General features: G+C 71.7%; 12 protein-coding genes and 1 pseudogene. 5 read left to right on the top strand and 8 right to left on the bottom strand.

What is annotated here, in order from left to right:
- Positions 1 to 562 precede the first annotated feature (562 nt).
- The 5 genes from ACIA77_RS30305 to ACIA77_RS30285 all read right to left on the bottom strand — a co-directional run bounded on the left by ACIA77_RS30305 (position 563) and on the right by ACIA77_RS30285 (position 4,834).
- Complete coding sequence (locus ACIA77_RS30305) at positions 563 to 1,864, bottom strand: LLM class flavin-dependent oxidoreductase (RefSeq protein ID WP_395889409.1); 1,302 nt, start codon at positions 1,862 to 1,864, stop codon at positions 563 to 565.
- Positions 1,861 to 2,763 (bottom strand): LLM class flavin-dependent oxidoreductase, encoded by a 903-nt coding sequence (locus ACIA77_RS30300; protein ID WP_395889408.1) that lies wholly within the window; start codon positions 2,761 to 2,763, stop codon positions 1,861 to 1,863. The genes ACIA77_RS30305 and ACIA77_RS30300 overlap by 4 nt, the downstream gene beginning before the upstream one ends.
- A gap of 109 nt (positions 2,764 to 2,872) precedes the next feature.
- On the bottom strand, positions 2,873 to 3,070 hold the full coding sequence (locus ACIA77_RS30295) for a hypothetical protein (protein WP_395889407.1): 198 nt from the start codon (positions 3,068 to 3,070) through the stop codon (positions 2,873 to 2,875).
- Positions 3,071 to 3,275: 205 nt separating this feature from the next.
- On the bottom strand, positions 3,276 to 4,121 hold the full coding sequence (locus tag ACIA77_RS30290) for an urea carboxylase-associated family protein (RefSeq protein WP_395889406.1): 846 nt from the start codon (positions 4,119 to 4,121) through the stop codon (positions 3,276 to 3,278).
- A 29-nt stretch (positions 4,122 to 4,150) separates the two neighbouring features.
- Positions 4,151 to 4,834, bottom strand: coding sequence for a GntR family transcriptional regulator (locus tag ACIA77_RS30285; RefSeq protein ID WP_395889405.1), 684 nt, complete (start codon positions 4,832 to 4,834; stop codon positions 4,151 to 4,153).
- Between the two features lie 183 nt (positions 4,835 to 5,017).
- On the opposite strand from ACIA77_RS30285, the gene ACIA77_RS30280 reads away from it, so the two are divergent.
- The 5 genes and pseudogenes from ACIA77_RS30280 to ACIA77_RS30260 all read left to right on the top strand — a co-directional run bounded on the left by ACIA77_RS30280 (position 5,018) and on the right by ACIA77_RS30260 (position 10,911).
- Positions 5,018 to 6,376, top strand: coding sequence for an MFS transporter (locus ACIA77_RS30280; protein ID WP_395889404.1), 1,359 nt, complete (start codon positions 5,018 to 5,020; stop codon positions 6,374 to 6,376).
- A 151-nt stretch (positions 6,377 to 6,527) separates the two neighbouring features.
- Positions 6,528 to 7,019: pseudogene (locus ACIA77_RS30275) on the top strand (ADP-ribosylglycohydrolase family protein); the annotation flags it as partial.
- A 98-nt stretch (positions 7,020 to 7,117) separates the two neighbouring features.
- The gene (locus ACIA77_RS30270) at positions 7,118 to 7,273 is read left to right on the top strand and encodes a hypothetical protein (RefSeq protein ID WP_395889403.1); all 156 of its coding nucleotides are present in this window, start codon (positions 7,118 to 7,120) and stop codon (positions 7,271 to 7,273) included.
- 203 nt (positions 7,274 to 7,476) lie between these two features.
- Complete coding sequence (locus tag ACIA77_RS30265; protein ID WP_395889402.1) at positions 7,477 to 9,870, top strand: hypothetical protein; 2,394 nt, start codon at positions 7,477 to 7,479, stop codon at positions 9,868 to 9,870.
- 141 nt (positions 9,871 to 10,011) lie between these two features.
- The gene (locus ACIA77_RS30260; RefSeq protein ID WP_395889401.1) at positions 10,012 to 10,911 is read left to right on the top strand and encodes an aminoglycoside phosphotransferase family protein; all 900 of its coding nucleotides are present in this window, start codon (positions 10,012 to 10,014) and stop codon (positions 10,909 to 10,911) included.
- Between the two features lie 100 nt (positions 10,912 to 11,011).
- On the opposite strand, the gene ACIA77_RS30255 is transcribed toward ACIA77_RS30260, so the two are convergent.
- From ACIA77_RS30255 to ACIA77_RS30245, 3 genes are all read right to left on the bottom strand, one after another.
- Positions 11,012 to 11,422 (bottom strand): hypothetical protein, encoded by a 411-nt coding sequence (locus ACIA77_RS30255; RefSeq protein WP_395889399.1) that lies wholly within the window; start codon positions 11,420 to 11,422, stop codon positions 11,012 to 11,014.
- A 171-nt stretch (positions 11,423 to 11,593) separates the two neighbouring features.
- On the bottom strand, positions 11,594 to 12,076 hold the full coding sequence (locus ACIA77_RS30250) for a hypothetical protein (RefSeq protein WP_395889398.1): 483 nt from the start codon (positions 12,074 to 12,076) through the stop codon (positions 11,594 to 11,596).
- A 239-nt stretch (positions 12,077 to 12,315) separates the two neighbouring features.
- On the bottom strand, positions 12,316 to 13,134 hold the full coding sequence (locus ACIA77_RS30245; protein WP_395889397.1) for a hydrolase: 819 nt from the start codon (positions 13,132 to 13,134) through the stop codon (positions 12,316 to 12,318).
- Between the last annotated feature and the right edge of the window lie 430 nt (positions 13,135 to 13,564).

The raw sequence follows: 13,564 nt of genomic DNA, 5'->3' as shown, positions 1-13,564 counted from the left end.
CTCAGGCGTATTCGCGCAGGAACCGGCGCTGATCGCGGCGTTGGCCGTCTTGTCCGCGTGATCCTCGGGGCAGGTGGGGTCCAGCGCGCAGGTCCAGTACTGGGGTACCGGCGGAGAAGACGGCGGCGGCGGCCGTGGTGCAGTAGGTGGCGTCGGCGAAGGCCGGGCGCCCGCGGCAGGTCACCGGCGAGTGGAAGAGGAATTCGAGGAACGCGGTGTCGGCACCGCAAGGTCCACTCGCTCGTACTCGTTCCCGACCGGCTCGGGAATTCCTGTCCGTTGTGGACGGTCCCGGACAGGAGCCAGTTCGCCTCGTCGGCAGCGACGAGCGCGCCCCGTACGGGGTTGCATGCCCAGCAGAACGCTTTCCGGGCGAGGGAAGGTAGGGGAACGCCACTGCGATGTGGCGTCACTGGGATCCGTGAAGTGGTAGGAATCCTCGGTGAAGGACTTGTCGTCCCGGGCGTGAGTCCTGGCCGGGCAACCCGGCCCGGCCGGTCTCCCCCGCGCGCCGATCCGCGCGAGTCCCGGCCGGCCGGCGGCTGGTGCCGTCGAGACCCGTCTAGCGGCGCACGGACGCCACCGGCGGGAGCCCCAGGTGGTCTCGCAGCGTGTCGCCCTCGTAGTCGTCGCGGAAGCGGCCGCGGTTGCGCAGGATCGGGAGCACCAGGCTGTAGAAGCGGTCCATGCCGTAGGGCTGCAGGGCGGAGGAGAAGACGAACCCGTCGACGGCCCGGCGGTCGACCGCGTCTTCGATCAGGTCGGCGATGGTCTCGGGCGACCCGACCACGGTGGCGAGCAGTGCGTCGTCGAAGACCCGTTGGACCAGGCGCGTCATGGAGAGGTGCTCGTCGTCCGCGATGGCCTTCAGGCGGGCGAATGCCCTGCGGGGGTCGCGTTCGCCGCGGAGGCGGTTGGCCGTGAAGACGTCGGCGACGGCCCAATCGGGTTCGAGGTCCGGCAGCGGGCCGTCGACGTCGTAGGCCGACAGGTCGCGGCCGAAGTAGCGGCCCAGGTACGTGTGCACCATGGCGGGCGTGGTCAGGGATCGGCGGATCTCGGCGAGTTCTTCGGCGGCTTCGCCGTCGCTGCCGGCGACGTGGACGAAGGCGGCGGCCATGATCTTCACCGCCCCCGGGTCGCGCCCGCGATCGGCGACGCGCTGTTTGACGTCGGCGTAGAACGGCTGGCCGCGTTCGACCGAGTCGAACCCGGTGAACACCAGGTCGGCGCCCGCCGCCGCGAAGTCGCGCCCGGCGGGCGATTCGCCGGCCTGCATCAGCACCGGATGCCCCTGCGGGCTCGGCGGGAGCCCGGCGTCCGTGGCCACGTCGAAGAAGTGCCCGCGGAAGGACATCCCCTGCGGCCCCTTGGTCCACAGCCGCTTGAGCAGGTCGGTGAACTCGGTCGCGCGGGGGTACCGCTCGGCCCGGGGCACGTCACCGGCGGTGAAGTTGGCCGCGGTCGCGGGCGCGGCGGACGTCACCAGGTTGCACCCGCCGCGGCCACCCGAGATCGCGTCGAGCGAGGCGTACTGGCGCGCCAGTTCGTACGGGTCGTAGTAACTGGTGTTGACCGTCGCCATCAACCCGAGCTTCGACGTCTCGGCGGCCAGCGCCGAGTACATCGTCAGCGAGTCGAACCGGCCGGCCGAATACGCCTCGACGACCTCGCCGCCGGCGTCGGCCAGGCTGAGCGTCTCGCCGTAGAACATGAAGTCCACCTTGGCGGCCTCCGCGGCGGCGGCGAAGTGCCGGTGCGCGGCGAAGTCCAGCACGTCACCGGCTTCGGGGTGGGCCCACGCGACGGGCTCACCGGTGCTGTAGAACCCCGACCCGAGCGGGATGTGGCGCGACCGCGTCACGGCTTCTCCTCCCGGACGAACCGGCTGATCGCGGCCGGCAGACCCAGCCGCTCGCGAAGTGTTGCGGTGCGGGGAGCGCGCTCCCCCAGCCCGCCGGCGACCTCCCGCAGCGCCGCGAGGTCCCCGGGATCCCCGAATTCGACGACGATCCCTTGCGCCACCGCGGAAATCCTCTCGGCCGCGGCGAGCGTGGCCGACACGCCGTCGAACGGGACGTCCGCCAGCACCCGGGCGTCCGGGAACGTCTCGCGGGCCCGCCCGGCCGAGCCGGCCGGCACGCGGACGACCTCGGCCACCGCGCGGGCGAGCCGGCAGCTGTGCTCATCGCCGGTCAGCCGGACGAACGCCGGTGGGTGCCCTTGGACCGGCCGGGGCAGGATCGCCGGGCCGCGCACGCGGAAGTGCGCGCCGGCGTGGTCGAGGCGGTGCACGCGGTCGGCGCGCAGGAAGAGCCCGCGGGCCCGGTCCCGGACCACGGCGTCGGGATCCCAGCTGTCCCACAGGTCCCGCACGACGGTCGCGTATTCGACGACGCGCTCGGTCAGCTCCGCCGGCGGCAACGGAGCGCGTCCCCGCTTGCGCGCCGCTCCGGCACCCGGGTCGACGGCGAGCTGCCACCCGGCGCGGCCCGCGGAGACGAGGTCGAGCGTCGCCAGTTCCTTCGACGTGAAGAACGGTTCGACGTAGCCCGCGTCGACCTCGGCCACCAGCCCGATCGTCGTCCTCGGCGCGAGGAACCCCAGCGCGGCGATCGGTGCGAGGCCCGTGTCGCCGGTCAGCACGAGGAAGTCGGCCGCTTCGAGGTCCTCGAGAGCGGCGGTCAGCACCCGGATGTCGCTGCCGGGAGCGGGAAGCGAAACGCCGAACGCGAAGCGGTTCCCCGGGGCAAGATCAAGCACCCGCCCAGTGTGTGCCCCGGCTGTGCACGGTCACCATGCCGCTGCCCTGAGGATGGCCCACGAGGGCAAGATCAAGAGCACTTTCGCCGGACGCACCCGGGCCGGCGCCTCACGGTCGCCGGCGGCGCAGGATCCCGCGGATCAGCAGCGGCAGGCAGACGGCGGCGAAGAGGACGAGCGCGGCCCACGCGCCGAGGTCGCTGCCCTGGAACGACGTGGACTCAGCGGTGCGCCAGTCGCTCGAGCCGCCGCGCGCGCCGGCGTTCATCACCTCCTGCGACAGCGGCCGGCTCCGCAGGTTCCTCACCGGGCTCGTCGCCCTGCTCGCGGTGATCCCCAGCCCGCTGTACGGCTTGGGGGCTTCAGTTTCCCGCGCCCGTACATCACGCCGGTCTCGAAGTGGCTCACGAACAACCGGGCTGGTTCCCGTTGTTCACCAGGTCGGCGGCGGCAAGCAGGGCCAGAGCCCCGGAACCGTCCACAGTGGATCATCACCACCGGGTGCGACCGCATCAGTTCGGATCGGTCCAGTGAGGAAGCCGCATTCCGTGGAGGTTGCGGTACGCGGCGGGCTGCGGCGGCTGCCAGCCGGCGCGCAGTTCGTCGGGGACGCGGTAGACCTGGACGGCGAGCGGGCGGCACACGTCGATCGGGTCCTTCGCGTCCGGGCCCCACAGCGGCACGGACAGGTCGCCGCCCGGGCAGGTCGACAGGGCGCACAGGAGGTCGAGTTCGGCGAAGAACTCGAAGAAGTCGCCCGCCTTCGCGGGGCACGCCTTCATGAAGTACCGGTCTTCGTCGTTGAGGCCGGTGCACTGGAACACGTTCAGCACGTCGTGCACGTCGAATTCCGTGAGCCCGTAGGGAAGAACGGCGCGGGTGAGGTTCGAGTGGCAGTGGAAGTCGAAGTCTTCGCCGGTGAGCATCCGGTTCACGTACGGGTCGCAGCGCGTGCCGAGCAGGTCGTGCACGCGGCCGCCGTCTTCGTCGGTGCCGTAGCCGGCGAGGGTGTCGTTGGTGACGGTCAGCAGCGGCCGCAGGAACGGCAGCGTGGACCAGATCCGGTCGAACGTCGTGACGTGAGCCGCCTGCAGCTGGCGCGTGCGCGCGGCCCACATCCGCTCACGCGGGTCGTGGCGGTTCCACACGTTGAAGTCGCCCACCTGCGGGCCTTCCGGGGTGACGATGCGGCAGACGTGCCCCGCCGGCACCTCCCACGCCCGGCCCGAGCGGATCGGGAGCGTGAACTCCTCGACGAGTTCGCGGCCCTCGGTGTCGCTCGCGATGCGGCCGTAGAAGTCACGGTCGACGCCGAGCGCGCCCCCTTCCGTCTGGTACGCGGCGGGGTAGCTGCCCATGGAAAACCTCGCTGGTTCGAAGGGTCGGGTCAGGACGGGTACGGCACGGCGTGCAGCCGGAGGACTTCGATCACGGCGCGTTCGGCGTCGTCGAGGTAGCGGCGCAACGCGGCCGCGGCCGCGGCCCGGGAACCGGCCGCGAGCAGGTCGCAGATCTCGCGATCGCGCGGGACGAACGACCGCTGGAAGTCGGCCTCGTCCGCGATCGCCGCGAACGCGAGCCGCATCTGCGCGACGGTGGTGCGGAAGAGCGCGTCCAGGCGCGGGCTGCCGAGCGTCGCGACCAGAGCTTGGTGGAACCGCAGGCTCGCCGTGCCGACCTCGCGCCAGCTGCCGGCGACCGCGGCTTCCTCGGCCGCCGCGCACGCGCGCTCGAGCCCGGCCATCGTGCGCTCGGTCGCCAGCGCGCTGTCGTCGATCGCCCGCAGTTCGACGGTGCGCCGGACGAGGTAGATGTCGCGCACCTCCTCGACGGTGATCATCTTGACGACCGCGCCCCGGTGCCGCTTCACCTCGACCAGCTCTTCCGTGGTCAACAAGCGCACGGCTTCGCGCAGCGTGTTGCGCGAAACGCCGAGCTCCTCGGCGAGCGCCACTTCCCGCAGCGGCGCCCCTGGCCGCAACTCGCCCTCGACGATGCGGTCCCGCAACGTCTCGGCGACCCGCTCCGGCGCGGCGACGCCCGTGATCTGTGCTGCTGCGCTCTCCGTCACGGGATTGACTGTAGCGGAGTTTGTTCAACAGTCAATCTGGATTGTTGAGCAAAGTCTGCGCTTGTTCATCTCGATCATCGTTTCCAGGCCAATCTCGCTGAGGTCTTGACGTGGTTGTTGAACAATACCTACGGTGCTGCGCACTGCGACACGACAGCAGGCCCTCCCGACAGGAGAACCACCATGAGCAGTGTCCGAGGCAACGGCGCCGACACACCTGCGGAGACCGGTTCGCGCCGGACGCTCGACGATCTCCCACTGACCGCGTTCCACCGGCGGCTGACGGTGTACTCGGCCGGTGGTCCGTTCCTGGACGGGTTCGTGCTCGGCATCATCGGGGTCGCGCTGACGCAGCTGACCCCGGCGTGGCACCTGTCCGGAGCGTGGCAGGGCGTGCTGGGTGCGTCGGCGCTGATCGGCCTGTTCGCCGGGGGCCTGCTCGGCGGGTACGTGACCGACCGGATCGGGCGGACGGTGATGTACACGCTCGACCTGCTGCTCGTCGCGATCTGCTCGGTGGCCCAGTTCTTCGCGACCGGCCCGGTGATGTTGCTGGCGTTCCGGTTCGTGCTCGGCATCGCCATCGGCGCCGACTACCCGATCGCCACGTCGCTGCTGGCCGAGTTCGCGCCCCGCCGCAAGCGCGGCAGCCTGCTCGGCTGGCTCACCGCGATGTGGGCCGCGGGCAACGCCGCCGCGTACCTCGTGGGAGAAGGGCTCAAGCACCTCGGGCCCGACGCGTGGCGCTGGATGCTGCTGTCCCCGGCGGTGTTCGCGATCCTCCTCGTCCTCGCGCGCTGGGGCACACCGGAGTCGCCGCGCTGGCTCGCCGCTCGCGGCCGCGTCGACGAGGCGCGCGCGGCCCTGCACAAGGTGTTCGGCCCGGACGCCGAACTCGAAGACCTGCCCGAGGAACCCGAACCCGTCCGGTTCCGCACGCTGATCTCCGGAAACTACTTGCGGCGCACGGTGTTCGTCGCGCTCTTCTGGACGTGCTCGATCCTGCCGATCTACGCCATCTACGCCTTCGGCCCCGCCTTGCTGGCCGCGCTCGGCCTCGACGGCCCCGGCCTCGCCAACTTCGGCGACGCGTCGATCGGCCTGCTGTTCCTCATCGGCTGCGTCGCCGCGACCCTCGTCGCCAACCGCTTCAGCCGGCGCGGCCTGCTGATCGCCCCGTTCGCGGTCGCCACCGCCGCCCTGTTCGCCCTCGGCTTCTTCCCCCACGCGGCGGTGCCCGTGGTGGCCACGCTCTTCGCCGTCTACGCCATCGCGATCGGCGGCCCCACCATCATGCAGTGGATCTACCCGAACGAACTGTTCCCCACGGAAGTCCGCGCCACCGCCGTCGGCGTCGGCACGTCCGTCAGCCGCATCGGCGCCGCCGTCGGCACCTTCCTCACCCCCCTCCTGCTCGCCTCGGCGGGCATCGGCGTGACGATGCTGATCGCCGCCGTGGTCAGCACCGTCGGCGTCGTGGTGTCGGTGGTGATGGCGCCGGAAACCCGGGACCAGAGCCTGGCGGAGGCGAGCGGCCGGTAGAAATCCCGGCGGCAAACGGAATGTGGTTGCCGTGACTGATCGGCGTGGCGACCACGGCGGAGTGGACGTCGAGATTTCATTGCGCGGGTTGGCTGTGGGGGACGCGTTCGGTGAGCAGTGGTTCTCCGTGCCGTCGACCGACGACACGGCGATGGCCCTGTCGCTGGTCGCGGTGCTGCGTGAGTGTGGTGAGGTTGACCAGGACGCGCTGGCGAGCCGGTTCGCGGAGTCCTATCGCGACGATCCGCATCGGAAGTACGGCGGTTCGATGCACCAGGTGCTGCAAGCGATCGGGGACGGTGCGGGCTGGCGGGTGGTGACCACGGGGATGTTCGACGGGCTGGGTTCGTGGGGCAACGGTGCGGCGATGCGGGTCGCGCCGTGGGGGGTCTGGTTCGCCGATGGTCCGGGTGCTGTCGTCGAGCAGGCGCGGGCCCAGGCCGTGGTGACGCACGCGCATCCGGAGGCGGCGGCTGGTGCCGTCGCGGTCGCCGCGGCGTTGGCGGTGCGGGGCGTGGCGGGGCAGGACCTGATCCCGGGTGTCCTGGAGCACGTGCCCGACGGCGAGGTCGCGTCCGGGTTGCGGCGCGCGACGCGGCTGCGGTTCGGGCTGGATCCGCGGTACGCCGCGGGCACGCTGGGCTGCGGCCTGCGGATTTCGGCTGCGGACACAGTCCCGTACGCGCGCTGTGGAGCGCGGACCGCAGCCTCGATGATCTGCCCGAAGCGTTGTGGGCGACGGTGCCGGCGGGTGGGGACACGGACACGACGTGCGCGATCGTGGGCGGCGTCGTCGCGGCCGGACCGGGCTCGGGCAGATTCCGGCGGAGTGGTCCTGGGAACCGCTGCCCGGCCTCGGATCGCGCGGCCTCTCCCCCCTTGACGCAGCCGCGGTGAGCAACGGGGAACTGTGAACCCGCGGCGGTGAAGCAGTGCTCACCGAAGGCCGGCGATCGAGAACGCGGCTGCGATCGCGAACCCGCCACTTGAGTGCTGCCCCCTGCCCGAAGTCCGTTTCGGGGCAACCGTCCACCTCCTTCGCGCGTGTCGGTATTCGGACCGGCCGCAGCGGCGGCCGCCGCACACAGGGGGTGAGCCTTTTGGGCTCCGGTAGATCGATCCTGCCCGCGAGAGCGGGCGTCCTCGCCGTCACCGCGGCGCTGCTCACGACCGGGTCCGCGGTGCTCGCGGCACCGGCCGACGCGACCGGCTACACGTCGATCCAGTCCGTGTCGTGGTCGTACACCGACTCGGCCCGGCCGAAGGAGAGTTTCGCCAACCCGGCCGGTGACGCGCCGATCGGCGCGAAGGTCACGGCCGACCACGAGAAGCACGTGTCCAAGTCCTACTTCACCTTCGACCTCTCCGGACTGCGCGGCGCGAAAGTGCTCTCCGCGGAACTGTCCGGAAAGGAGACCGCGGTCGCCGACTGCTCGGTGCCGCGCCGCACCGAGCTGTGGGTCACCGCGCCGGCGACGAACCCGCCGACGTGGGACGACCAGCCCGAGGAACTGACCAAGCTGCCCGGCCCCGGCAGTCTCGACGTCTGCCCGTCGGACTACCTCGACTGGGACGCCGGACCGGCCCTGCAGCAGGCGATCGACGCCGGGCGCACCTCGCTGACGCTGGTCCTGCGCCTGCCGGACGGCCAGCAGGACAACCCGCGTTTCAGCCGCACCCACCGGCCGATGCTGTACGTGAGCCTGCAGAAGAACCAGCCGCCCACCGCGCCCGTGCAGCTCGCCACGAACCGCAGGGCCTGCACGGAAAACCCGGTAGTCGGAGTGGGTGACACCCGCCTCGAAGCGGTCTCCACCGATCCGGACGACGCCCAGCTCGGCGCGGAGTTCGCCTGGTGGCCGGTCGAGCACCCGGACCAGCGGCAGAACGCGGAGCTCGACCGGTTCTGGACGCCGGGCTACCCGATGTGGCTCGAGGTCGGGCAGCAGCAGCTCACCGACGGCGTCACCTACGACTGGCAAGTCCGCGCGAAAGACGGCCTGACCGCCGGGCCGTGGAGCCCGACCTGCCGCTTCAGCACCGATTTCACCCCGCCGGCGACCGCGCCCCTGGTGACCTCGGCCGACTACCCCGACGGCGAGGACGCCGAGGCCGGCGGCATCGGCGAGCCCGGCGTGTTCACGTTCGACGCGCGGGGCGACCAGGACATCGTCCGGTTCGCCGTCGGCGAAGCCGTTCCGCCCATCTACGTCGAGGCCGATCGGCCCGGTGGCACGGCGGCCTACACGTTCACCCCCAGGAACTGGGGCACCAACCGGCTGCTGGTGCGCGGCGAGGACGCGGGCGGCAACTCCTCGCCGTCCACTTCCTACCGGTTCTTCGTGGCCGCCAACGGTCCGTCGATGACGTGCACGCCGCCCCAGGCGTACCTCGGCGAGACCCGGCAGTGCACGTTCGGCCCGCACGACGGCGACAGCGCCACCGAATACGTCTACAAGATCGACGACGCGCCCGAGGTCACGCTGCCCACGGGCCCGGACGGCACCGCCACCATCACGGTCACGCCGACGGACGCCGCCAAGCGCTACGACGTCAGCGTGCGGGCGCGGATGACCAACGGGAACCTGTCCGGCCCCGGCGGCGGTCAGCTCGCGATCGATCGGGGCCTGCCCGCGGTCGACGTGCCCGAAGGCGTCATCACCGGCAAGCCCGCCACCTTCACCCTGCACGCCACTTTGCCGGGTTCGGTGTCCTTCACCTACGACTGGGACCACGGGGACCCGGTGACGATCCCGGTGGGCCCGGACGGCACAGCACGGGTCACCCTCGTCCCGGCGTCGGGGGGCCAGCACTGGATCAACGTCCGCACGACGACCGCGGCCGGGCTGGTGTCGGCGACGAACGACGTGAACGTCGTGGCCCGCACGAACGGACCGACGATCGCGAGCGTGGAATACCCGCAGTGGGCGGTCGGGGCCTACGTCACCACGCCGGGCACGTTCACGTTCTCGTCGCCGGTGCCGGGCGCGGTGAGCTACACCTACCGCTACCGCGGCGGGGACCCGGTCACCGTGCCCGCCGGTCCGGACGGGACGGCCAGCGTCGTCCTGACACCGCTCACCACCGATTCGCAGTACCTCAACGCGACCACCACGTTCGCCGACGGCACGGTCTCGGAAGCCGGGTACTACTCGTTCTCGCCGCGTTCGGCGGCGCCGCCGCTGACCTGTGACGCGAGTGGGTCCGTCCGGCCCGGCCAGGTGATCCACTGCACGGTCACCCCGGTCCAGCCGGGCCTGGTCTCCTACGGGTACGCCGTCGAGACGGCGAGCGGGCCGGGACCGGACGTGACCGTGCAGCCCGGCGCCGACGGCACCGCGGCGTTCGAGTTCACGGCACCGGCGGACCAGACGCAGTACGTGCTTTCCGTCCGGGCCTGGAGTGCCAACGCGTCCGGGCAGCGCACGGACACGTCGTACGCCGGTTATTGGGTCGACGCCGCCGCGGCCGCCCGCGTCGGGAAGGCGGTCTGAACCACGACCGGGACGGCCACCGCGGCGGCCGTCCCGGTCCCCCGGGTGGTTCTCCTCGGTGCGCCCGTCGGTGGTCCGGACCTCCCGGCGGCCGGAAACCCGTTTGACGCCCAAGGTGGGCCGGCGATCGGATAACACCCCATGAGCACCGGGCAGATGCATCTCGGCCAGCACCCCATCGACGACGACCTGGTGCGGCGGCTGATCGCCGAGCAGTTCCCGCAGTGGGCGGGGCTGACGGTGCGACGGTTTCCGTCCGGCGGCACGGTCAACGCCATGTACCGCTTGGGCGAGGGCCTGGTCGTCCGGCTGCCGCTGCTGAAAGGCGGGGCCGCGGACGTGGCGGTGGAGCAGGAATGGCTGCCACGCCTCGCGTCCCGGCTGCCGGTGGCCATCCCGGAGGTCCTCGGGGCCGGGGAACCCACCGAGGACTATCCCTGGCCGTGGTCGGTGTACCGGTGGCTGGGCGGGGAGACTCCCGAGCCGGGAGCGGTGGGCGAACCGATCCTGCTGGCCAAGGATCTCGCCGCGTTCGTGGCGTCGATGCGCAGCAGCACCCTGCCGGGGGCGCCGAACGCTTACCGCGGCGGCCCCCTCGCCTCACTCGACGCCTCGACCCGGGCCGCCGCGGAGGAACTGCGCGGCATCCCGCAGGAAGGCGTCGACTGCGACGCGGCGATCGCCGTGTGGGAGGAGGCGCTCCACGCGCCGGCCTGGGCCGGGCCGCCGGTGTGGCTGCACGCCGACCTGATGCCGGGCAACCTCCTGGTGCACGACGGCCGGCTGACCTCGGTGATCGACTTCGGCTGCACCGGCGTGGGCGACCCGGCCTGCGATCTGTTCCCCGCGTGGAACCTCCTGCCACCCGCGGCCCGCGCGACCTTCCGCGACGCACTCGGCCTGGACGACGCCACCTGGACCCGCGGCCGGGGCCGGGCGCTCTCCCAGGCGCTGATCGCGCTCCCGTACTACCGGACGACGAACCCCGCGATGGCCCACACCGCCCGCCACGCGATCCGTGCAGCACTGGCCGACGCCTGACCCGACTCGACCTCCTTCGGCGACGGAGGCAGTGCAGCGCGGAGAGCTCGCGATCAGAAGAAGACGGCGCAGGGCACCCAGCGCTGTGAGCCGCCGGTGCTCATGGCGGTGGAGACGCGGGCGAGCGCGGGGTACTTCCGGTGGCGTCGGTGATCAGCACGCGCGGCTCGGCCGGATTCGGGCGTGCGGGTGAAAGCTTCCCCAGCGCTGCGGCGTCGGTCACCGCGCAAGGTTTCCTCGTCGCCACGTCGTTGCGGACTGTCACACACAGGCCGGTCGCGTCCTGCCGCATCCCGGTCGCGGGGATGCCGGGCGTCCAGAGCCAGTGCCGACAGGCGCCTTCGTTGCAGGTGGTGCTGGAGGGGCCGAAGCCGGCCCAGCAGTCGAGGCACGAACCTGGCGCGTACTCGGACCGAAACTCATTGTGCTGCACCGCGTTCGGCGCCGTAACGCCCAGTCCCATCGCGAGCACGACGCCCGCACCCACCGCAGCCGGCCCTTTCCAGAGCACGGACTTCCCGTCGGCCCGGCCCCGTAGCCGAAGCACCGCGCAGCAATGACCCAGCGGTACCGACCCGAAACACCGATCGCGGCGGATTTCGCCCAGTCGCCGACACCCGACCGCGGAATCCGTCGCCGGAAGCAGAGCCGCGCTGAGGTTCGAAAGGCGGGTTGGGCGCCGTCAGGGGGTGTAGCGCCGATCGCCCAGCGGGCGGTCGAAGTCGACGAACCCCGGGGGCCAGACGCCGATTTCGTACCACCGCACGACGACGTCGCCGCCGGGGTGGCGGAACACGCTGCCGATGTAGAAGTTGAACAACCCCTGCGAGTCCGGGGCCGGGTAGTAGACGCGTTCGCGCACGAGCACGTCCGCGTGGCCCGCCGGCAGGGCGGGACCCGCGAGCTGGTGCGGATGCCGGGGCAGGAACCGCATGCTGAGGTAGTTCGACCTGCCGGGCGGCTCCGGCACGCCGGCCGCCAGCCAGCTCGCGCTCGGCCCGTTCAACGAAATGGTGCGGACGGCGGCGGCGAACGTCCCGACAGCGTCCTCCAGGGAGACGACGCTCTCACTCAGGCCCTGGCGCCGCGGCGATTCCGGGACGGGCGGGGCCGCCGCGAGCCACGCACGTACGGCCTGGTGAAGCCGTTCCGACGTCGCTTCCACCGCGGCGAAATCCTTCACCTCCCGGCGGCACACCCGGCACGCGTACCGAGCGCGGCGGCCGCGCGAGCGAGTGGCCCGCCGGTTGCACCCCGCGCACTTCTCTCCGAACAAGGCACCTCCGCTCACCGCCGGTGATCTGCACCGCGGCTTCACCCTAAGACCCGCCGCCGGGGACCGGTCCCCACCCGCGAGATCGCACCGCGTTGCCGGGCGATCGAACCGGCCGCCTCGGCTCACGTCTAGCCCAGGTGGTCGTTCGCCCCGCTGACCCACGCGATGTAGCGCTGCGCGGAACGCCGCACCGCACCCTTGGCGTCGCCCGGCACGGTGCCGCCCAAGAGTCCGTACAGGCGGTCGAACTCGTAGGGTTCGAGCCGGTCCACGATCCGCTGCACCAAGCCCGCGGAAAGCGGGATTTTGTTCGGGTAGCTGCGCATGAACGTCACCCAGCCGGCCGCCGCCACCGGGACGATGGTGTCCCCGACGAGCAAGGCGCCGGAGCCACTGGCGACGTGGGCCACCGACGCGCCGGGGAAGTGCCCGCCCGCCTCGACGAGGGTCACGCCGGGCAGGATCCGCTCGGTGCCGGACCACTCCCGGATCACCGGGTCCTCCCGCCGCACCCACCGCCGGTCGGCGGAGTGCACCAGTACCGGGATGTGCCCGAGCCAGTGGCTCCAGCTGACCTGCGAGCCGTACATGTGCGGGTGACTGGCCACGATCACCGCGGCTCCGCCGAGTTCGCCGACCTTGGCGGCCAGCGCCTCGTCGAGGTGGTTCGGCGGGTCCCACAGCAGGTTGCCCCCGGCGGTCTGCACCAGGTACGTCCACTGGCCGATGCCGAACGCGGGTTCCCGGTTGAGGCGGTGGATGCCCGGTTCGAGTTCCTGGTGCACCAGTTCGTGCCCGTCGGCGGCCAGCTCCGCCGGCGTCGTCCACGTCTGGCCCGAGCTCGGTACCCACTGCCGGTCGTCCGCGCAGATCGCGCATTCACCGGCCGGGGGCCGGCTGGTGTCGGGGTGTTCGACCCCGCAGGTTCCGCAAATCCAGATCGTCATTAAGCCAGCCTGGAACCTCCACCAACATAGAGGTCAAGCCGGGCGGCTCGGGATCCTTCCGCCGTGCGCACGGCGCCCCGCCCCTCTAGCGTGAGCCTCCGTGCGAGGGCCGCCCGGCACACGGATCGCGTGTTGATGATCCGGGGAGATTCTGTTGTGATGGACGGGGGAGGGTCACCGATGCCGAGTCCTTTGCCGACGTCGCCGCCGCCCGGTCGTGCCCCTTTCGCGGTGTCCGGGCGGATCCTGCTGCGCTTTCCATCGTTCACCGACACCTTGGAGTGACCATGCCGCGTCCCTACGCCAGCGGAGTCGTCGCCGCACCCGCCGACAAGGTCTGGGCCCGCGTCCGCGCCTTCGGCGACATCCCCGACTTCCTCGCCGCCATCGGACACAGCGAAATCGTCCAAGGCACCGACGGGCAGGTCGG

Origin of the sequence: Amycolatopsis sp. NPDC051903 (assembly GCF_044452505.1) — a bacterium.
Taxonomy (GTDB): Bacteria; Actinomycetota; Actinomycetes; order Mycobacteriales; family Pseudonocardiaceae; genus Amycolatopsis.
The sequence above is the reverse complement of the archived record's forward strand: the minus strand, read 5'-3'. Positions and strand labels throughout refer to the sequence as shown.

Bases quoted from the DNA above. Each gene is read 5' to 3' on its own strand.
- ACIA77_RS30280 (WP_395889404.1), top strand. From the start codon at position 5,018: ATGAGCAGTGTCCGAGGCAACGGCGCCGACACACCTGCGGAGACCGGT.
- ACIA77_RS30290 (WP_395889406.1), bottom strand. From the start codon at position 4,121: ATGGGCAGCTACCCCGCCGCGTACCAGACGGAAGGGGGCGCGCTCGGC.
- ACIA77_RS30260 (WP_395889401.1), top strand. From the start codon at position 10,012: ATGAGCACCGGGCAGATGCATCTCGGCCAGCACCCCATCGACGACGAC.
- ACIA77_RS30245 (WP_395889397.1), bottom strand. From the start codon at position 13,134: ATGACGATCTGGATTTGCGGAACCTGCGGGGTCGAACACCCCGACACC.